The organism is Aquimarina sp. 2-A2 (assembly GCF_045505135.1).
In the GTDB taxonomy this organism is placed as follows: domain Bacteria; phylum Bacteroidota; class Bacteroidia; order Flavobacteriales; family Flavobacteriaceae; genus Aquimarina; species Aquimarina intermedia.
Map to the genome: position 1 here is coordinate 563,635 of NZ_JBJKFI010000002.1, position 17,526 is coordinate 581,160.

Here is a 17,526-nt window from a genome sequence, read left to right on the forward strand (position 1 = left end):
TTACATCGCTGATCCAAAGATAATTTAAATCATCTGCTTTAAGACTTGTGCTAAATTTTGTGTCAATGATTTTCTGCTATATTTTTCAAGACCTACAGGTTTGGTAGATAATTCCTGTTTTTGATACATGTCAAAATACTTCTTTAATTTTTCTTTTATAACGTTATAAGAATCATATTCAAAAAAGGAACCTGTTTCTGTTTCCATAATTATACTTCTTATATCAGCATTTTTTGGTCCAATTGCCAGTATAGGCCGCTTGGACACCATATATTCAAATAACTTGCCCGGGATGATACATTCGGTTTCTTTACTATCGATTTCTATCAACAATAGTACTTGTGAAGACTTTTGCAGTTTTAATGCTTCTTGATGTGAAACATAGCCTTTATCCTCTATAAACTTTGATAAACCAATTGCTTGTAGACTCTCTAAAACTTCCGGACTTGTTGCACCGATTAGTTGAAGCTTAAAAAACTTAGCAAAGTCCTCATCTTCGATAGTAAGGTCATATAGCGCTTGCCATAATTGAATAGGGTTTCTTCCGGATAGCAACGAACCAATATGCGAAATCGTGAAATTCTTATCTAATTCAACGTCAGAATAATTGTATTCATCATATCCGTTAGTAATAACTGAAATAGGGTTGTTAGTAAGTGTTTCAAACTCTTTTGCAGTGGTATAACTGGTCACCAGAAGTCGATCTACAGCACTTAAAACATCTGACTCTAATTTTTTGTGCTTAGCAGCAGCCCTCTTTGATAATTTTAATTTTTTGTGATACCCAATGGTTGTCCATGGATCTCTAAAATCTGCTAACCAAGGCAATCCGATTTTCTTTTTAAGCTCTTTTGCTATCAAATGAACGCTATGAGGAGGGCCTGTGGAAATGAGAATATCAATAGGGTTAGTTTGCAAATATTGATCTAAATATTTAACCGAAGGTCTAACCCAAAATTTACGTGCATCGGGTATAAAAAAATTACCACGTATATAGAGCAGCAATTTTTGAATCAAGGATTGTTTTTCTTCGTTGACAATGATTCCTTTACTTATAGTCGTGGATGCGGATTTTGAAAAGACTTCCGCAAAACGATAGGGTTCAAAAATAGGTTGTTTAAGTATGGTGATATCTTTGGGAATGTCCTTCTCCAAAGTATCATCAAGTAAAGGATAACTAGGATTCTGCGGACAATAAACTATAGGTTCAATATCAAAATCACGTAAATATTTGACAAATTTCAACCAACGTTGAACGCCTGGCCCTCCGGCAGGTGGCCAATAATATGTTATGATCAATACCTTCAACATACTTCTAAGCTTGCAGTTTGGAGTTCTCCGTCTTTTTTCGCTTTCTAAATTCAAAATAGATACCAAGACCTATTAATATTAAAAAGACTAAGGTAGCTATACTCGTAATAGAATTTCCCGTCTGAATAACCTTTGGTTCAAATTTAAAAGTTATGGTATGACTTCCTTTAGGTAGTTGCAATCCACGCAAAACAAAGTTTACTTGAACGTGATCTACAGGTTTCTCATCAATATATGCTTGCCATCCCGGATAATAATTTTCAGAAAATACCACAAAACCTTCCTTTGTATTCTGGGAAGCGTATTCAAGTTTATTAGGCTGATGGGAAAGTAATTGGATCGTAGCAACACTATCGACGACAAATTTGCGCTGTGTGTATTTTTCAGAATAACTTTTATTAATTACTGCGGTAGTCTTTGTATTAATATCATTTAAGGCCAGTAACTCATCATTTGCAGATCCTACAGTAATTAGTTCATCAATAAACCATGCATTACCATTGGCATTCTGATTCTGTTGTACCAATGCTCCACGTTTTTCATCAGGAACAATAAAATATTTGACATTAAACATGTTTAGGATATTCATATCCCCTTTAGCTAAATAAAAATCAAATAAATCCTGTATCCTACCTGGCTTAGCCGCATGATATCCTCCCAAAGCATTATGAAAATAAGAAGTTCTTGCTCCATTAAAAGGATCTCCGGTTACATCATAAACACGATAGTGGGTGGTATCTTTTAAAATTTCCTGGTCAGCTGCGGTAGCTCTAAAAGGTTTGTCCAACATTCTGGCAGACACAAAACTATCATTGTTTACATATTTTTTATCTACAGTTATAAGATCGGTTAGAATCAATACTCCTAAGATTAAAATCGTCAAGTTTTGATTCAGTTTATTTTTTACAAATAACCAACAAACGGCGGCTGTTGCTAATACAAATACTAGCGACCGTATAGCATCGGTAGTAAAAATAGCTTTTCTGTCTTCGCGCAAAGCACGCACAAAATCAGGTCCATATTGTTCGATCCACATCGCATCCTGAGCCCCTTTAAAACTAAAGAACAAAGATTTGAATAATACAAATAGTAATGCGACTCCTCCTACGATTATTGTACTCATCTTGAGAGCTTTCAGTTTTTCTTCTTTAGAAACAAAACCACTAAACCAACGATGTAAGCCAAAAATTGCTAATATTGGCAAACAAAGTTCAATAATCACTTGTATAGAAGAAACTGCTCTAAACTTATCGTACATAGGTACATAGTCGATAAAGAATCTGGTTACAATATCCAAATTTTTACCCCAGGATAGAAGCAGGGCCAAAATAGAACCGCCTACAAGCCACCATTTTAATCGTCCTTTTACCAAAAATAGCGCCAACACAAACAAAAATATAACTACAGCACCGATATATGCAGGAGCCCCTACAATCGGTTGATCTCCCCAATAGGTAGGAACATTTTGTGTAAAATCCTTAGCCTGAGAAGGACTTGCACCCATCTTGAGCAACTCGTTATATATATTAGAACTGGTACCCACATTTTCATAGGAGGCACCTCCCATAAAACGAGGAATAAATAAATTAAACGTTTCAATAATACCGTAACTATATTGCGTAATGTAGCTATAATCCAACCCGGTCGCTTTTTCTTCCCTACCTTCTGGAGTTATAGTGATACCCGTATCACCACGGGTACTGTATTGCGCATATTGTTTAGTTGCTAACAGCGGAGTCGCGTTGAGTAATATAGAAAAGAAAACTGCGACAATCATAACGCCGATTGCTTTAAAAAAATGCGGAATCATTTTCTTTTTAAACGCATCAACAAAATATGCTATCCCTAAAACCACAACTAGAAGTAACAAATAATAGGTCATTTGTATGTGATTTGCAGCTATTTCTAAGGCCATAGCTATCGCTAAGAGTACTCCACCCCAAAAATATTTCTTTCTGAACGTAAGAATGATACCACTAAGAACAAAAGGCATATAACCAATCGCATGGGCTTTGGCATTGTGTCCAACCCCGAGAATTATAATGAAATATGTAGAGAACCCAAAGGCAAGGCTTCCTAAAAACGCGAGCTTATAGTCCACTTTAAGAACCAATAGTAGCACGTAGAATCCTATAAAATATAAAAAAAGGTAGTCTGCAGGGCGTGGTAAAAAACGTATTAAACGATCCAGTTTTTTAACATAATCGTGATCATATTGTGCGCCCACCTGATAGGAAGGCATTCCACCAAAAGCATTATCTATCCAATACGGTTCTTCACCGGTTTTATTTCTAAAATCGGTTTGCTGCCGAGCCATTCCACTATACTGTACAATATCACCTTGTCGAATTTTTTTTCCACTGATTGCTGGGCTAAAATAAGCTAAAGATGCTATCACGCATCCAAGAACAACAATTAGATGCGGTAAAACTTTACGAATATATGGCTTCATTGGGTCATTTTTACGAATAAAAAGCCAAATTAATCAATTTCCTCATAATCGATATATTCTCCTACATCTTTATTTGAAGATTTACTTTTAGATTTCTTTTCGATAGTAACCTCGCCTTCTGGCGATTTTTGAGAAGTATCTTGATTCTGAAAGTTCTGAAACTGCTGCTGAAATTTTTGACCTGCTTTCTTTGTAATATATTTAAGCAATAGAGGACCAAATAAACGCGTTAGTATCTTAATCCCATAATAGATGAGCAAAATAATGAGAATAACCTTTAATACCCCTGATAAAGAAGCTTCTTGCATTTTGTCTTTTTGCAAAAATAAAGAACTCGTGTTAGAATTACCGCTATCCTACATTAAAAAAATGATAAAATCTACTATATTTGAGCCAAATCAATTGAATATGAGCCCAAAATCTATTCTACCTTTTCTTGTGCTAATACTTAGCGCGTTTGTCTCGCAAGCCCAGTATACCGAAAAGATAAATAGCAATCGACCAGGAACTTCGCAGGGAGCTTACTCTGTAGGAACTAATGTACTGCAAGCCGAAGGCGGATTTGGTTTTGGAAAAGAAAAGCATAATCTACTTAACACAAAAACCAATTTTTTCAATTTTGATTACTCTGCTCGTTATGGACTTTTGATAGAGCAGTTAGAAATTAGATTAGACGGTCGACTACGTAGTGATGGGGTTCGACAAACTATTGGAAGCTCTGAAGAAAAAACGACACGCACAAATTTTGAGTACAATACTTTGGGTGCAAAGTATCTTATATTTGATCCCTATAAAAATCCTAAAAAAGATTCAGTAAACTTAAATAGCTGGAAAGCACAACATCGCTTTAAATGGAAGACATTAATTCCGGCAGTATCTGCATATATTGGGGTTAATTATGTCACAAAAGACAATCCCTTTACTTTTCCTGAAGATGAAGCCATAAGTCCGAAAGTAGTCATTATGACTCAAAACAACTGGACAACAAGTCGTATCGGCAATTGGGTATTAGTAACAAATTTTATAATTGACAAGGTCACTACCGAGATGCCACTATATGGTTGGATTATCACTTCTACCCATACAATTAATGATAAATGGGCTGTATTTGGAGAGTATCAAGGTCAAAAAAGTGATTTTTATAGTGATGATATCTTAAGAGTTGGTGGTGCCTATCTCTGGGATAAAAATCTTCAACTAGATGCCCATATTGCTACCAATTTTAAGGACACTCCTTCTATATTCAATTTTAGTTTCGGAGGATCTTATCGTTTTGATTGGCATACCAAAGATGAAATAATCGAACAACCCGGACTTGAAGGTGGTGTAAAGGAGAAGGAAGAAGAAGAAGAAATCCTTGATGAAGAAAAGAAGGATATCGATAGTTATGAGTATGAAGAGGATGAAACAGATAGCCTTAAACAAGGTAAAATACCGATGATCAATGATTTTGAAGACGAAGATTTCCGTCAGGCTTTAGAACAAGACTTGGATGAACGACGTACTGCCGAACGCCTGGAACGCGAACGAATTGAAAGCGAGAAACAAGCTAAAAAAGACGAAAAGAAATCCAGAAAAGAAGAAAGAAAACGTGCAAAGCGTGAAGCAAAAGAGGCAAAAGAGGCTGAAAAAGCGCTAATAAAAGCTGAAAAAGAACGTCAAAAAATGATTGAGGATATCGACTCTGAACTTGATAAAATGGAAGCACCCCAAGATGTAGATCAAGAACTGGAGCAGATAGAAAAAGAGCTTGAAGATCTGGAAAAAGAAATTGAATCTGAGCAACCATCAAAACCCGTAGAGACAGAAGCAAAACCTATTCCTGAGGAAGATATAGATATTGATAAGGCGTATGAGGAAATGAAAAAACAAGAAGAAAAGCGCCGGAAGAAGGAAGAAAAAGCTCGAAAAGAGGAAGAAAAACGAAGAGAAAAAGAAGAAAAAATGCGCCTGAAAGAGGAGCAAAAGAAGCAAAAAGAAAAAGAAAAGGAAGAAAAGAAAAAGGATCAAAAAAAAGACGATAACGGAAACTAGAAATAATAATTTCTATAACACAACCTCGGTTTTTTAATTCCCAATGCAAATAAAGTGGCCTTTGCAAAAACCAATTGTATTCACCACTTATAGCAATGGATTAGATAATTCTAAGAAATAGAAGCTGTATAATTGAAGTAAGAAATCGGTATCCCGTTTATTTTTAGAAAATTGATATAGGAACTAGTCCGTATATTTAACAAAAGAATATATATTTGCTACGAACTAGAGAAGATGTATGATTACGATTAAAGAAATTACTTCAAAAGGAGATTTGACAACCTTTGTTAAATTTCCTTTTGAAGTATATAAAAACTCACCCTATTACGTTCCCCCAATTATTAAAGAGGAACTAGATGTATTGAATCCTAAGAAAAATCCTGTTTTTCAAAACTCTGAAGCTAAATTCTTTTTAGCATATAAAGATAATAAAGTTGTGGGCCGTGTGGCAGCAATAATCAATTGGATTGAGGTCAAAGAACAAAAAAAATCTAAAGTCCGTTTTGGGTGGTATGACGTTATTGATGATGTTGATGTAACTAAAGCACTTTTAGACAAAGTAGCTATGTATGGAGCAGAAAATGGACTCGAGTACATGGAGGGTCCGGCTGGATTTTCGATCATGGATAAAGCAGGGATTTTAATCAAAGGGTTCGAAGAGCTTAATACAATGATTACTTGGTATAATTATCCCTACTATCAAAAGCATATGGAACAGCTTGGTTTTGAAAAAGCTGCAACATGGGTGGAATATAGAATACAGGTCCCTAAAAAAATAAAAGAAAAGGTAATTAAGTTTTCTAACATTATCAAAGAACGCTATGAGCTCAGTTTGATAAAATTCAATAATAGTAAAGAGATCTTAGGTTACGCAGATGAGATGTTTGACCTACTCAATAAAACATACAGCGGGCTTCAAACGTTTGTACCTATCCAGCAATATCAGATTGATATGTACAAAAAGAAATATTTACCTTACATCAATCCGCAATACATAACTTGTATTGCTGACAAAACAGGTAAATTAATTGCTTTTTCAATTGTGATGCCTTCTTTTTCTAAAGCTTTAAAGAAAATGAATGGAAAGATGTATCCTCTAGGCTTCCTCCACATTCTCAAAGCACAGCGAAAAAACAACACCGCCGCATTTTATTTGATTGGTATCGATCCAGAATATCAAAACAAAGGGGTTACAGCTCTTATTTTTAAAGAAATGAATGAGGTTTTCTTACGTAATGGAATTGAAGTAGTTGAGACAAACCCAGAACTAGAAGAAAACAAGGCAATACAAGCACTTTGGAACGATTATGACCATGAACAACACAAAATGCGTAGAACGTATCGTAAAAGTATCGAAAACTAGCATTTTAACTGTGCGATAGCGCAGGAACAGTTTGTCATAAAAAAAGCCACCGATCGGTGGCTTTTTCTTATAATATATGACGGAGGGAATAAGGTTACTCCCCCATAGCTGCTGCAACTGCAGCAGAAATTCTTTTATAAGTACCGTTTTCCAGTGTCTCACGAATGGCTGAGAAAGCAACCAATGTTTCATCTATATCCTGTTGCGTATGTGACGCAGTTGGGATCAATCTCAATAAAATTAATCCTTTTGGAATCACGGGATATACCACAATCGAACAGAAAACCCCATGATTTTCCCGTAAGTCTTTCACCAATGCCATTGCCTCAGGAATACTTCCTTTGAGATACACAGGCGTCACACAACTTTGTGTTGTACCTAGATCAAAGCCTCTTTCACGCAATCCGTTTTGTAACGCATTTGTATTTTCCCATAACTTATCTTTAAGTTCTGGCATTGTTCTAAGCATATCCAAACGCTTTAACGCTCCGATAACTAATTGCATTTGCAAAGACTTTGCAAACATTTGAGATCTTAAATTATACTTTAAGAAATCTATAATTTCTTTATCAGCAGCAATGAATGCTCCTGTACTTGCCATTGATTTTGCAAATGTAGCAAAATAAACATCTATCTGATCTTGTACACCTTGCTCCTCACCAGTTCCTGCACCTGTTTTACCTAAGGTACCAAATCCGTGAGCATCGTCTACAAAAAGCCTGAAGTTATATTTCTCCTTTAGCGCTACAATTTCTCTTAGTTTTCCTTGTTCACCGCGCATACCAAAAACCCCTTCAGAAATCAATAAAATTCCTCCACCGGTTTTTTCTGCCATCTTAGTGGCACGCATCAGGTTTTTCTCTATACTCTCTACATCATTATGACGATACGTATATCGCTGCCCTTGATGAAGTCTTACCCCATCAATAATACATGCATGTGCATCGACATCATAGACTATAATATCATCTTTTGTTACCAATGCATCTACTGTAGACACCATACCCTGATAACCAAAGTTAAGAAGATAGGCCGCTTCTTTATCAACAAAAGCTGCTAATTCATCCTGAAGCTTTTCATGTAGATCTGTATGACCACTCATCATTCTGGCCCCCATAGGATATGCAGAACCATAATCAGCTGCTGCTTGAGCATCCACTTCTCTTATTTCAGCTTTATTAGCCAATCCTAAATAATCATTGATACTCCAGGTGATTACATCTCTACCCTGAAACTTCATTCTATTTGATATAGGGCCCTCAAGCTTTGGAAATACAAAATAACCTTCTGCTTTGTCTGCCCACTTTCCTAAAGGACCTTTATCCTTGTAAATTTTATCAAATAAATCTCTCATCTACCTTAAATTTGATTTTATAAGTCTGCGAAAATACTGAAAATTGATGTGATGACATAATAATATTTATCATCACTTTACAAAAAATAGTATTTCACAAAAAAGCACCTGAAAAATGATCAGATGCCTATTGTTTTTAACTTGTACTATTATTTAACCACTTCGATATCTGAAGTTGTCGTTGTTTCTTTGCTATCCATAAAGCCTTGCTCCTGCATCCATTCGTCACTATAAACTTTACTCATATACCTGGATCCGTGATCCGGCAGCAACACAACAACATTACTTGTGCTATCAAATTCTCCTTGTTCAGCTAATTGTTTAATTCCTTGAATGGCAGCACCACTGGTATATCCCAGAAACAAACCTTCTAATCTAGCCAATTCTCTTGCAGTAAGTGCGCTTTCTTCATCCCCAACTTTTTCAAATTTATCAATACTATCAAAATCAGTAGCTGTTGGAATTAAATTCTTTCCTAAACCTTCTATACGGTATGGATAAATTTCATTTGCATCCAACTCCTTAGTTTCGTGATACTTTTTCAAAACTGAGCCATAGGCATCTATTCCCAATACGCGAACTTCCGGATTTTTAGATTTCAAATATCGTGCTGTACCGGATATTGTTCCTCCTGTTCCGCAACAAGCTACCAAGTGAGTAATATGTCCGTTGGTTTGTTTCCATATTTCCGGTCCCGTAGACTTAAAGTGTGCATCAATATTCAGCTCATTAAAATATTGATTAATATAAACCGAACCTTTTGTTTCTTTGTGTATCCTTTTGGCAACTTCATAATAGGATCTTGGATCATCTGCAGCTACATGTGCAGGGCAAACATGCACCTGAGCCCCCATAGTCTGAAGCATAGCTATTTTATCCTTCGATGATTTTGAGCTAACTGCCAAAATACACTTATATCCCTTAATTGCACTTACCATAGCCAGACTGAATCCGGTATTTCCGCTGGTAGTCTCAACTATAGTATCTCCCGGTTTTAAGATTCCTTTCTTTTCTGCCTGTTCTATAATATAAAGAGCAATTCTATCTTTAGAAGAATGTCCTGGATTAAAAGATTCAACCTTTGCATAATAATTGCCGGGGAAATCCTTTATTATTCTGTTCAATTTAATGAGTGGAGTGTCGCCGATAAGCTCCAGAATACTATTGTACGCCTGTATCTTTTCTTTCATAAAGTAAGTTTTTACAGTTTATCGAACAGTATTTTGGGGTGTCGATAAACGGCTAAAAAACGCCACGAAGTTACATTATTTTTTTCAATTATTCGGTTATCCCCTCTAAATCTAGCAAAAACGCATACTCTTCGGCTACTTCTTTTAGGGCTTCAAAGCGCCCTGAAGCTCCTCCGTGACCAGCCTCCATATTAGTATGTAATAACAATAAATTATCTCCTTTCTTTGTCGCTCTCATTTTTGCCACCCATTTTGCAGGCTCCCAATATTGTACTTGAGAATCATGCAAACCTGTGGTCACTAATAAATTTGGATACTCTTGCGCAGTCACGTTATCATAAGGAGAGTACGATTTCATATAATTGTAATACTCCTCATCATTTGGATTACCCCATTCGTCATATTCTCCAGTTGTTAATGGTATACTATCGTCTAGCATTGTTGTAATCACATCTACAAATGGAACAGCTGCTACTACCCCATTATATAATTCGGGTGCCATATTAATAACGGCTCCCATAAGTAACCCTCCGGCTGAGCCTCCCATAGCGTATAAATGCTCCTTTGAAGTATACCCTTCAGAAATCAAAAATTTTGAACAATCTATAAAATCAGTGAAGGTGTTTTTCTTCTTTAGTAATTTTCCGTCTTCATACCAGGGACGTCCAAGATATTCCCCACCTCTTACATGCGCAATAGCATATACAAATCCTCTGTCAAGTAAACTTAATCGTACTGTAGAAAAATAGGGATCAATCGTCGCTCCGTAAGAACCATATCCATATTGCAAAATAGGATTAGTTCCGTCCTTTTTTAAGCCTTTGCGATAGACAAGAGACATCGGTATTTTAGTTCCATCTGATGCTATTGCCCAGATACGTTCTGAGGTATAATTATTTTTATCAAATGTTCCTCCCAATACTTCTTGCTCTTTTTTAACTTCTTTCTCTTTTGATTCCATATTGAAATCAATTACCGAATTAGGTGTTGACAAAGAGTTGTATGCATATCTCAAAACTTTGGTGTCAAAATCCGGATTTGTGCTTACATAAGCAGTATACGTTTCATTATCGAAAGGAAGGTAGTAGGTTTGTGAACCATCCCATCGTTTAATTTGAATTTTATTAAGTCCGTTATTACGTTCACTTACTACCAAATACTCCTTAAAAATCTCAATATCTTCAAGTAAAGTTTCTTCTCGATGTGGTATAACGTCTACCCAGTTTTCTTTACTTGTCTTACCCTCTCCAGTTTTCATAAGTTTGAAGTTGGTAGCATTATCGGCATTGGTCAGAACATAGAAATGATCTTTATAGTGTGAAATCCCATATTCTAAACCACGCACTCTGGGTTGAAAAATTTTAAACTCCCCATCAGGTTCATCTGCTTTTAATATTCTATACTCAGAGGTAAGCGTACTTGTCGATCCTATAACAATATATTTGTCTGATTTAGTTTTATAAACAAAGGTATTAAAGGTGTCGTCATCTTCTCTAAAAACTTCAACATCATCAGAAACCTGAGTACCTAATGTATGCTTCATAATTTTATAAGATCGAAGCGTTTCAGCGTCTTTTTTTGTGTAAAACAAAGTTTTACCATCTGCAGCCCACGTACTACTACCAGTAGCATTTTCTATGGTGTCATCATACACGGTTCCGTCGACCAAATTCTTAATTTGAATGGTATACTTACGACGACTCACCGTATCCACTCCAAAAGCTACACGGGTATTGTCCGGACTTACATTTAAACCAACTAAACGGTAATAACTATGACCTTTTGCCTCTTCATTACAATCAAATAAAATTTCTTCTTCCGCGTCCAGCGTTTCCTTCTTTCTTGAATATATTGGATAATCCTTTCCTTTTTCATAACGCGTAATATACCAGTAGCCATTATATTTATATGGAACCGAAGCATCATCCTCCTTTATTCGCGCTTTCATCTCTTCAAAGAGTTGCTTTTGCAACCCCTTGGTATGAGCGGTCATTTGATCGTTATATTCATTCTCTCTTTCAAGATAATCAATAACTTCAGGGTCTTCTCGGTCATTTAACCAAAAATAATTATCCTGTCGAATGTCATCAAATTTCTCTAATTGATTTTCCTTTTTTTCTGCGACTGGAGGCGTTGGTTTTGTATTCAATTTATTTTCTTTTTTGGTACACGAAGTTGCAAAAATAAGCGATACTACGCAGATAATTTGAAAGGTTTTCATCTAATGTTGGTTTTTCAGAAATTTAGCAAACAACAGCATTGTAGTAAAATTTAAGATTTACCACTCAATTAAAAGTAATGCATAGTTTTTAATAAAAATCCTGTCTAGTTTATCATAGCAAAATAGTAATTTTGTATTTAATACTAATTAAAAAGAAAAAGAAATGTTTGGAGACATGATGGGAATGATGGGGAAACTAAAAGAAACCCAGGCTCGAGTAGAAGAAACTAAAAAGAGAATGAGCTCTGTACTTATCGATGAAAACAGTACAGATAATTTATTACAAGTGACCGTAACTGCTAACCGAGAAATAAAAAAAATCACTATTGCTGATGAACTTATGGAGGATAAAGATCAATTAGAAGATTATTTGATTCTAACACTGAACAAAGCTATTGCAAAGGCAACAAAAGTAAATGAAGATGAATTGGCAGCCGTTGCAAAAGATGGTATGCCAAATATCCCTGGACTGGATAAATTCATGTAAACACTGTTACGACCATTTCCTTTTAATTCATCATTTAATTCCATATTTTTATAGGATTAACTTTAACTTGAAGCGTTTATATGTTTGAATTAACAAAAAAGGATGATGATACGTATCACTTTATATTGAAAGCCAAAAATGGTCAGATTATTTTAAGTAGTGAACTATATTCCAGTAAAGGTGCTGCTGAAAACGGTATCGAATCCGTAAAGAAGAATTCGGTAGAAGATATTCGTTACGAGAGAAAAACTGCTAAGGATGGTCGCTTTTATTTTAATTTGAAATCCTCAAATGGTCAAGTCATAGGAAGCAGCCAAATGTATACCTCTGAGTCAGGTATGGAAAATGGCATTGCATCGGTTAAGAAAAATGCGTCTAACGCAACAAAGACCTCTATTTAAATAATTAATTTTGATATATACAGGCTGAAATTATATCAGTTTCAGCCTGTATACACTAAAGTTTAATCCATACTTTGTAAGACTTCCAAAAAATACTGATGCATTCGTTCTGAATAATCATGATGTGTTACAAGCCTTAGCTTACCTTGCCCCATACTGTAAAAATGAATATCTTTTTCTGCCATTTTAGCAATAAATTCATCTTCATTTGTAGCTATTTTGAAAATTACAATATTAGTATCGGTCGGTTCAACATGCAATACAAAAGGCAATGTACTTAATACCTCTCCTATTTCTTGAGCACGCTTATGATCCTCTGCTAATCGATCCCACTGATGTTTTACCCCATAGAGTCCTGCAGCAGCCATAAAACCTACCTGACGCATACCTCCTCCCAAAACTTTGCGCACACGTATCGCATTTTTCATTAGGTCAGTATCCCCGATAAGAACTGATCCCATTGGGGCTCCTAAACCTTTGCTTAAACATACCGATATAGTATCGAAAAGCTTACCAAAATCTTTTGGCGATTGATCTTTTGCAATCATGGCATTCCATAAACGTGCTCCATCCAGATGAAAGCCTAACCCATGTCTTTCACAAACATCTTTTATACTTTTTAAGGTCTCTATATCATAGCATGCTCCCCCACCTTTATTCGTTGTGTTTTCTACGCAAACTAAGGTAGTTAACGGACTGTGATAAAAATCCGGTGGATTTATAGCCGCTTCTACCTGATCAGCAGTAATCATTCCGCGATTCCCTTCTATTAATTTACAAGACACTCCGCTATTAAAGGAGACCCCTCCCCCTTCATAATTAAATACGTGGGCATAGTGATCTGCTATCAATTGTTCTCCCGGTTGTGTATGTAATTTTATAGCTGCCTGATTCGCCATACTTCCTGTTGGAAAAAACAGAGCAGTGTCTTTGCCGAAAAGGTTCGCCAGGTAAGCTTCCAGTTCATTAACTGATGGGTCTTCTTTATACACATCATCTCCTACTACCGCATTCATCATACTTTGAAGCATCCCCTTAGTGGGCTTGGTTATGGTATCACTTCGTAAATCTATTCTCATTCGTTATAATGCTATTATAAAATTTGTTTTTAAAAGGTACATTGAAAGCTCCCAATTGGAGATCCATCAGGAATTTCTATAGTATTCGATTTTAGAATTAAATCTGGTTTTTCTGTATACTTTTTTATGGTATGGATTAAAAATGTGTTGTATGCATCATCCATTTTTAATGTCTTATTTACAAGCCTTACTTGCAATGCCTTCAATTGAGCCAGAGCAATGGCGTTAACCTGTGGATAGGCTGTAGATTCTCTGCTCAAACGAAGTAAATGCTTTATGACACTGAACTGTATACTCTTTTGAATCTCCATATAATAAGTGTTCGAGGCCTTGTTTAAAAAAGTTGTCGCTATTACCTGATCAAGCACCTCTGATAAACTTAGTTGATCTGCATCTAAACTTTTTTGTTGAACAAGTCGAGAAGCACGTTCCGGATGTAGCAATAATGATAAGGTCATTTCACTTGAAGTAACAGGCGCACTAATTGCATCAAATGCGACTCCGGTTTTACTTTTAAAAGATTCTCTCGTTCTCGCAAAGCCATACGCTCTTGGTGGAAATAAATTCAATTTATCTTCCGGAATCGCTAGAACGTCTGCTGATAAGGTTTTACTTAAAACCTGTAATGCCTTGCGCTGCTTTTTTGATGAAACTACCGACGTGATATGTTGCTTATCACCTTTAGTTGCATAATTATAGGTTAATCCGCCAATTGACTTTATGACTGCCTCTGTTTGATACCGATGAAAGAAATACAGAGGAACAAAAACATCTTCTAACACAGAATAGGATTCACCAACACGAATATTATCCTTAGAAAAATTGTGCATTGCTATTTTTCGTATAGCCAACACCTCTTCTAGTCCATCGCTCACATCTGCCCCATTGTCCCATAAGTGTGCCTTAGCATGTGCACCTCCTTTGGCCCGTGCATCGCTATCAGTAATAAAACGGAGACCTTTGGCATAGGCGGTATTCAGTATTGAATCCAAAACTTTACTCTCATTAGTCTCACTGGCATCAGCATAACTGTACGCGACAGTTACTTTATCCCATGCTCCAATTTCTTGTGTGTACGCTTCTGACAAATCAATTTTACCTCCGTTTAATTGCACCAAAGGATGCGGATAATCCATGACGGATGCGCGCTCGAATGTACTTGCAGCAAAATTATGAGCAAATCCAAGGGTGTGCCCAACCTCATGAGCCGACAGTTGTCGGATTCTGGATAAAGCCATGTCCAACATGGGTTGATGATTAACATCACTAGCCGCAAAAGGTTTATTAAGCAGCGCTTGGGCGATTAAAAAATCTTGTCTAATTCTCAAGCTTCCTAAACTTACATGACCTTTTAGTATTTCTCCTGTTCGAGGATCAATAATACTGGCTCCGTAACTCCACCCTCTTGTCGAGCGATGCACCCACTGTATAACATTATATCGTAGATCCAACGGGTCAGCATCAGGTGGTAACATTTTAACCTGAAAAGCATTTTTATATCCAATCGCTTCAAAGGCTGTATTCCACCATGAGGCCCCCTCTAACAAAGCACTTCTTACCGGTTCTGGTGTACCCGGATCTAAATAATAAATAATAGGATCTTTTGCTTCACTCAATGGTGCATCCGGATTCTTTTTTTCTAACCGGTGACGTAGAATAAATTGTTTTTTTAATGGAGATTCAATCGGCGCTGCATAGTCATAGAATGACATTGATATAGCCCCACTACGCGGGTCAAAACTCCTCATTTTATAACCAGCATCCGGCAACGCTACAAAGGAATGATGCTGTACAACGGTAATTGCCTTTGTATCTGGTACCACACTTGCTAGATATTTGCCGGTGGGCGTCCCTGTGAAAGTAAGCAGGCTCTCAAACTCCAGATTCTTCGGAAATGCTTTTAATTTATCAAGTAGTAAAGCACTTCGTTTTTTATCCAAAGCATACGTTCCTTCTTTCATTTTTTTTAGCCGCTGAGTTACACCGTGACTATCTTGCAACAAAAAAGGTGTAAGATCAATAACGTACTTCCCGTTTTTTTCTTCCTTGATAGGGAAACCAAACAAAACTGATTGTGCAAATGCCTGAGCTACACTTTTCTTCTCAAGCATATTATCAGTATTGGCCCTGTATTTTAGATTTTCTTGAACTAAAAGTAATTTATTGCCTCGTTTTTGAAACTTTACGATATCTCCTCCTCCCAATTGTCCGCGATCTAGTCCTATATCATTAGAACCTACACCGCTTACTAAAGCATGAACATACAAAAACTCTTCATTTAAACGATTAACTTCCAAATACAACTCATCCTTAGCTTCATTATAATGAAAAGTAAAAAATCCTTTGTATGATTTTAGTTCTTCTTGCTTCTCTAAAAACTGAGCGCTTACTTCAGTACATAGCATCACTAAAAAGCAAAAGCTAAGTATTCTCATGAGTATAGGTTTATATTTAAGACCTTAAATCTATAAAAATAATACCAAAATCATTTTATTCTAGTCGCTTAAATCCTATTTTTGCCTAAAAATCGAATATATGATTACAGCTGAGACAATTCTTGATCTTAGAGAGCGCCAGGTAGCGTTAAGGAGGTATCTTTGACATTGATGCCAAAACTATAGAAATCACCAATCAGGAAGAAAAAACATTTGCTCCTGATTTTTGGAACGATGCTCGCAAAGCCGAACAATTGATGCGAGAATTGAATACCGAAAAAAAATGGGTCGCAGATTATACTAAGAGTGAATCACTTGTGGATGATCTGGAAGTAGTATTTGAATTTTACAAAGAAGGAGAAGCTACAGAGAAAGAACTTCAGGAACGTTATTCATCTGCCTTGGAGCTTATTGAAGGTTTGGAATTCAAAAACATGCTTAGTGATGAAGGGGACTCTTTAAGTGCTGTTATACAAATTACTGCCGGTGCCGGAGGTACTGAAAGCTGTGATTGGGCCAGTATGCTCATGAGAATGTACCTCATGTGGGCTGAGAAACACGGTTATAAAATAAAAGAACTCAATTACCAGGAAGGCGATGTAGCCGGCATTAAAACCGTTACGCTTGAAATTGAAGGAGACTACGCCTTTGGCTGGTTAAAAGGTGAAAATGGTGTTCATCGGTTAGTTCGTATATCACCTTTTGACAGCAATGCTAAACGCCATACATCCTTTGCTTCTATTTATGTATATCCACTTGTCGATGATTCTATCGAGATCGAAATAAACCCTGCTGATATTAATTGGGATTTTGCAAGATCGAGTGGTGCGGGAGGACAAAATGTGAATAAGGTAGAGACTAAAGCCATTCTTACCCATCACCCAACTGGCATCGTTATTCATAACTCTGAAACACGTTCGCAGCTAGAAAACAGAGAAAAAGCAATGCAAATGCTTAAATCTCAGCTTTACGAAATAGAACTAAAGAAACAACAAGCTCAGCGTGATGAAATTGAATCTTCGAAAATGAAAATAGAATGGGGATCACAAATACGTAATTACGTGATGCACCCCTATAAGTTAGTAAAAGATGTACGTACGGCTCATGAAACCGGAAATGTTGATGCTGTTATGAACGGGAATCTTGATGAGTTTTTAAAAGCCTATCTTATGATGATGGGACAAAAAGAAGAAGAATAA

Annotated in this window: 13 protein-coding genes; 5 read left to right on the top strand and 8 right to left on the bottom strand. The window is 36.4% G+C overall.

The features are described from left to right. Positions 1–24 precede the first annotated feature (24 nt). The 3 genes from ACJRPK_RS07935 to ACJRPK_RS07945 are packed head-to-tail and all read right to left on the bottom strand — an operon-like array spanning position 25 to position 4,071. Positions 25–1,311 carry a glycosyl transferase family 1 gene (locus ACJRPK_RS07935; RefSeq protein WP_407139399.1) on the bottom strand — a complete coding sequence of 429 codons (1,287 nt, stop codon included), beginning with the start codon at positions 1,309–1,311 and terminating at the stop codon, positions 25–27. Positions 1,312–1,315: 4 nt separating this feature from the next. Further along, a complete protein-coding gene (locus ACJRPK_RS07940; RefSeq protein WP_407139400.1) occupies positions 1,316–3,763 on the bottom strand; it encodes a YfhO family protein in 2,448 nt (815 codons plus the stop codon). A gap of 29 nt (positions 3,764–3,792) precedes the next feature. Further along, positions 3,793–4,071 carry a DUF4834 family protein gene (locus tag ACJRPK_RS07945; protein ID WP_148781949.1) on the bottom strand — a complete coding sequence of 93 codons (279 nt, stop codon included), beginning with the start codon at positions 4,069–4,071 and terminating at the stop codon, positions 3,793–3,795. Between the two features lie 100 nt (positions 4,072–4,171). On the opposite strand from ACJRPK_RS07945, the gene ACJRPK_RS07950 reads away from it, so the two are divergent. Further along, positions 4,172–5,797 (top strand): transporter, encoded by a 1,626-nt coding sequence (locus ACJRPK_RS07950; RefSeq protein WP_407139401.1) that lies wholly within the window; start codon positions 4,172–4,174, stop codon positions 5,795–5,797. A 238-nt stretch (positions 5,798–6,035) separates the two neighbouring features. Beyond that, positions 6,036–7,160, top strand: a complete 1,125-nt coding sequence (locus tag ACJRPK_RS07955; protein ID WP_407139402.1) for a GTP cyclohydrolase — start codon at positions 6,036–6,038, stop codon at positions 7,158–7,160. A gap of 94 nt (positions 7,161–7,254) precedes the next feature. On the opposite strand, the gene ACJRPK_RS07960 is transcribed toward ACJRPK_RS07955, so the two are convergent. From ACJRPK_RS07960 to ACJRPK_RS07970, 3 genes are all read right to left on the bottom strand, one after another. Beyond that, the gene (locus ACJRPK_RS07960) at positions 7,255–8,514 is read right to left on the bottom strand and encodes an aminotransferase class I/II-fold pyridoxal phosphate-dependent enzyme (protein WP_407139403.1); all 1,260 of its coding nucleotides are present in this window, start codon (positions 8,512–8,514) and stop codon (positions 7,255–7,257) included. Between the two features lie 149 nt (positions 8,515–8,663). Then, positions 8,664–9,704, bottom strand: coding sequence for a PLP-dependent cysteine synthase family protein (locus ACJRPK_RS07965; RefSeq protein ID WP_407139405.1), 1,041 nt, complete (start codon positions 9,702–9,704; stop codon positions 8,664–8,666). An 88-nt stretch (positions 9,705–9,792) separates the two neighbouring features. Continuing rightward, positions 9,793–11,925 carry a S9 family peptidase gene (locus tag ACJRPK_RS07970; RefSeq protein ID WP_407139406.1) on the bottom strand — a complete coding sequence of 711 codons (2,133 nt, stop codon included), beginning with the start codon at positions 11,923–11,925 and terminating at the stop codon, positions 9,793–9,795. Between the two features lie 163 nt (positions 11,926–12,088). Here ACJRPK_RS07970 and ACJRPK_RS07975 point away from each other — a divergent pair, with 163 nt between their 5' ends. After that, positions 12,089–12,412: a YbaB/EbfC family nucleoid-associated protein gene (locus ACJRPK_RS07975; RefSeq protein WP_407139407.1), complete on the top strand. Its 324-nt coding sequence runs from the start codon at positions 12,089–12,091 to the stop codon at positions 12,410–12,412. 80 nt (positions 12,413–12,492) lie between these two features. Continuing rightward, positions 12,493–12,813, top strand: coding sequence for a YegP family protein (locus ACJRPK_RS07980; RefSeq protein WP_407139408.1), 321 nt, complete (start codon positions 12,493–12,495; stop codon positions 12,811–12,813). Between the two features lie 62 nt (positions 12,814–12,875). Here ACJRPK_RS07980 and ACJRPK_RS07985 read toward each other — a convergent pair whose 3' ends face one another. Both ACJRPK_RS07985 and ACJRPK_RS07990 read right to left on the bottom strand, forming a co-directional pair. Next, positions 12,876–13,892: a threonine aldolase family protein gene (locus tag ACJRPK_RS07985; RefSeq protein WP_407139409.1), complete on the bottom strand. Its 1,017-nt coding sequence runs from the start codon at positions 13,890–13,892 to the stop codon at positions 12,876–12,878. A gap of 29 nt (positions 13,893–13,921) precedes the next feature. Next, positions 13,922–16,327 carry a zinc-dependent metalloprotease gene (locus tag ACJRPK_RS07990; protein ID WP_407139411.1) on the bottom strand — a complete coding sequence of 802 codons (2,406 nt, stop codon included), beginning with the start codon at positions 16,325–16,327 and terminating at the stop codon, positions 13,922–13,924. 100 nt (positions 16,328–16,427) lie between these two features. Here ACJRPK_RS07990 and prfB point away from each other — a divergent pair. Next, positions 16,428–17,526 (top strand): peptide chain release factor 2 gene (gene prfB, locus ACJRPK_RS07995; RefSeq protein WP_148783722.1). Its coding sequence is split into 2 segments (ribosomal slippage): positions 16,428–16,490 and positions 16,492–17,526, totalling 1,098 coding nucleotides; the frame shifts between segments, so codons are not numbered across the junction.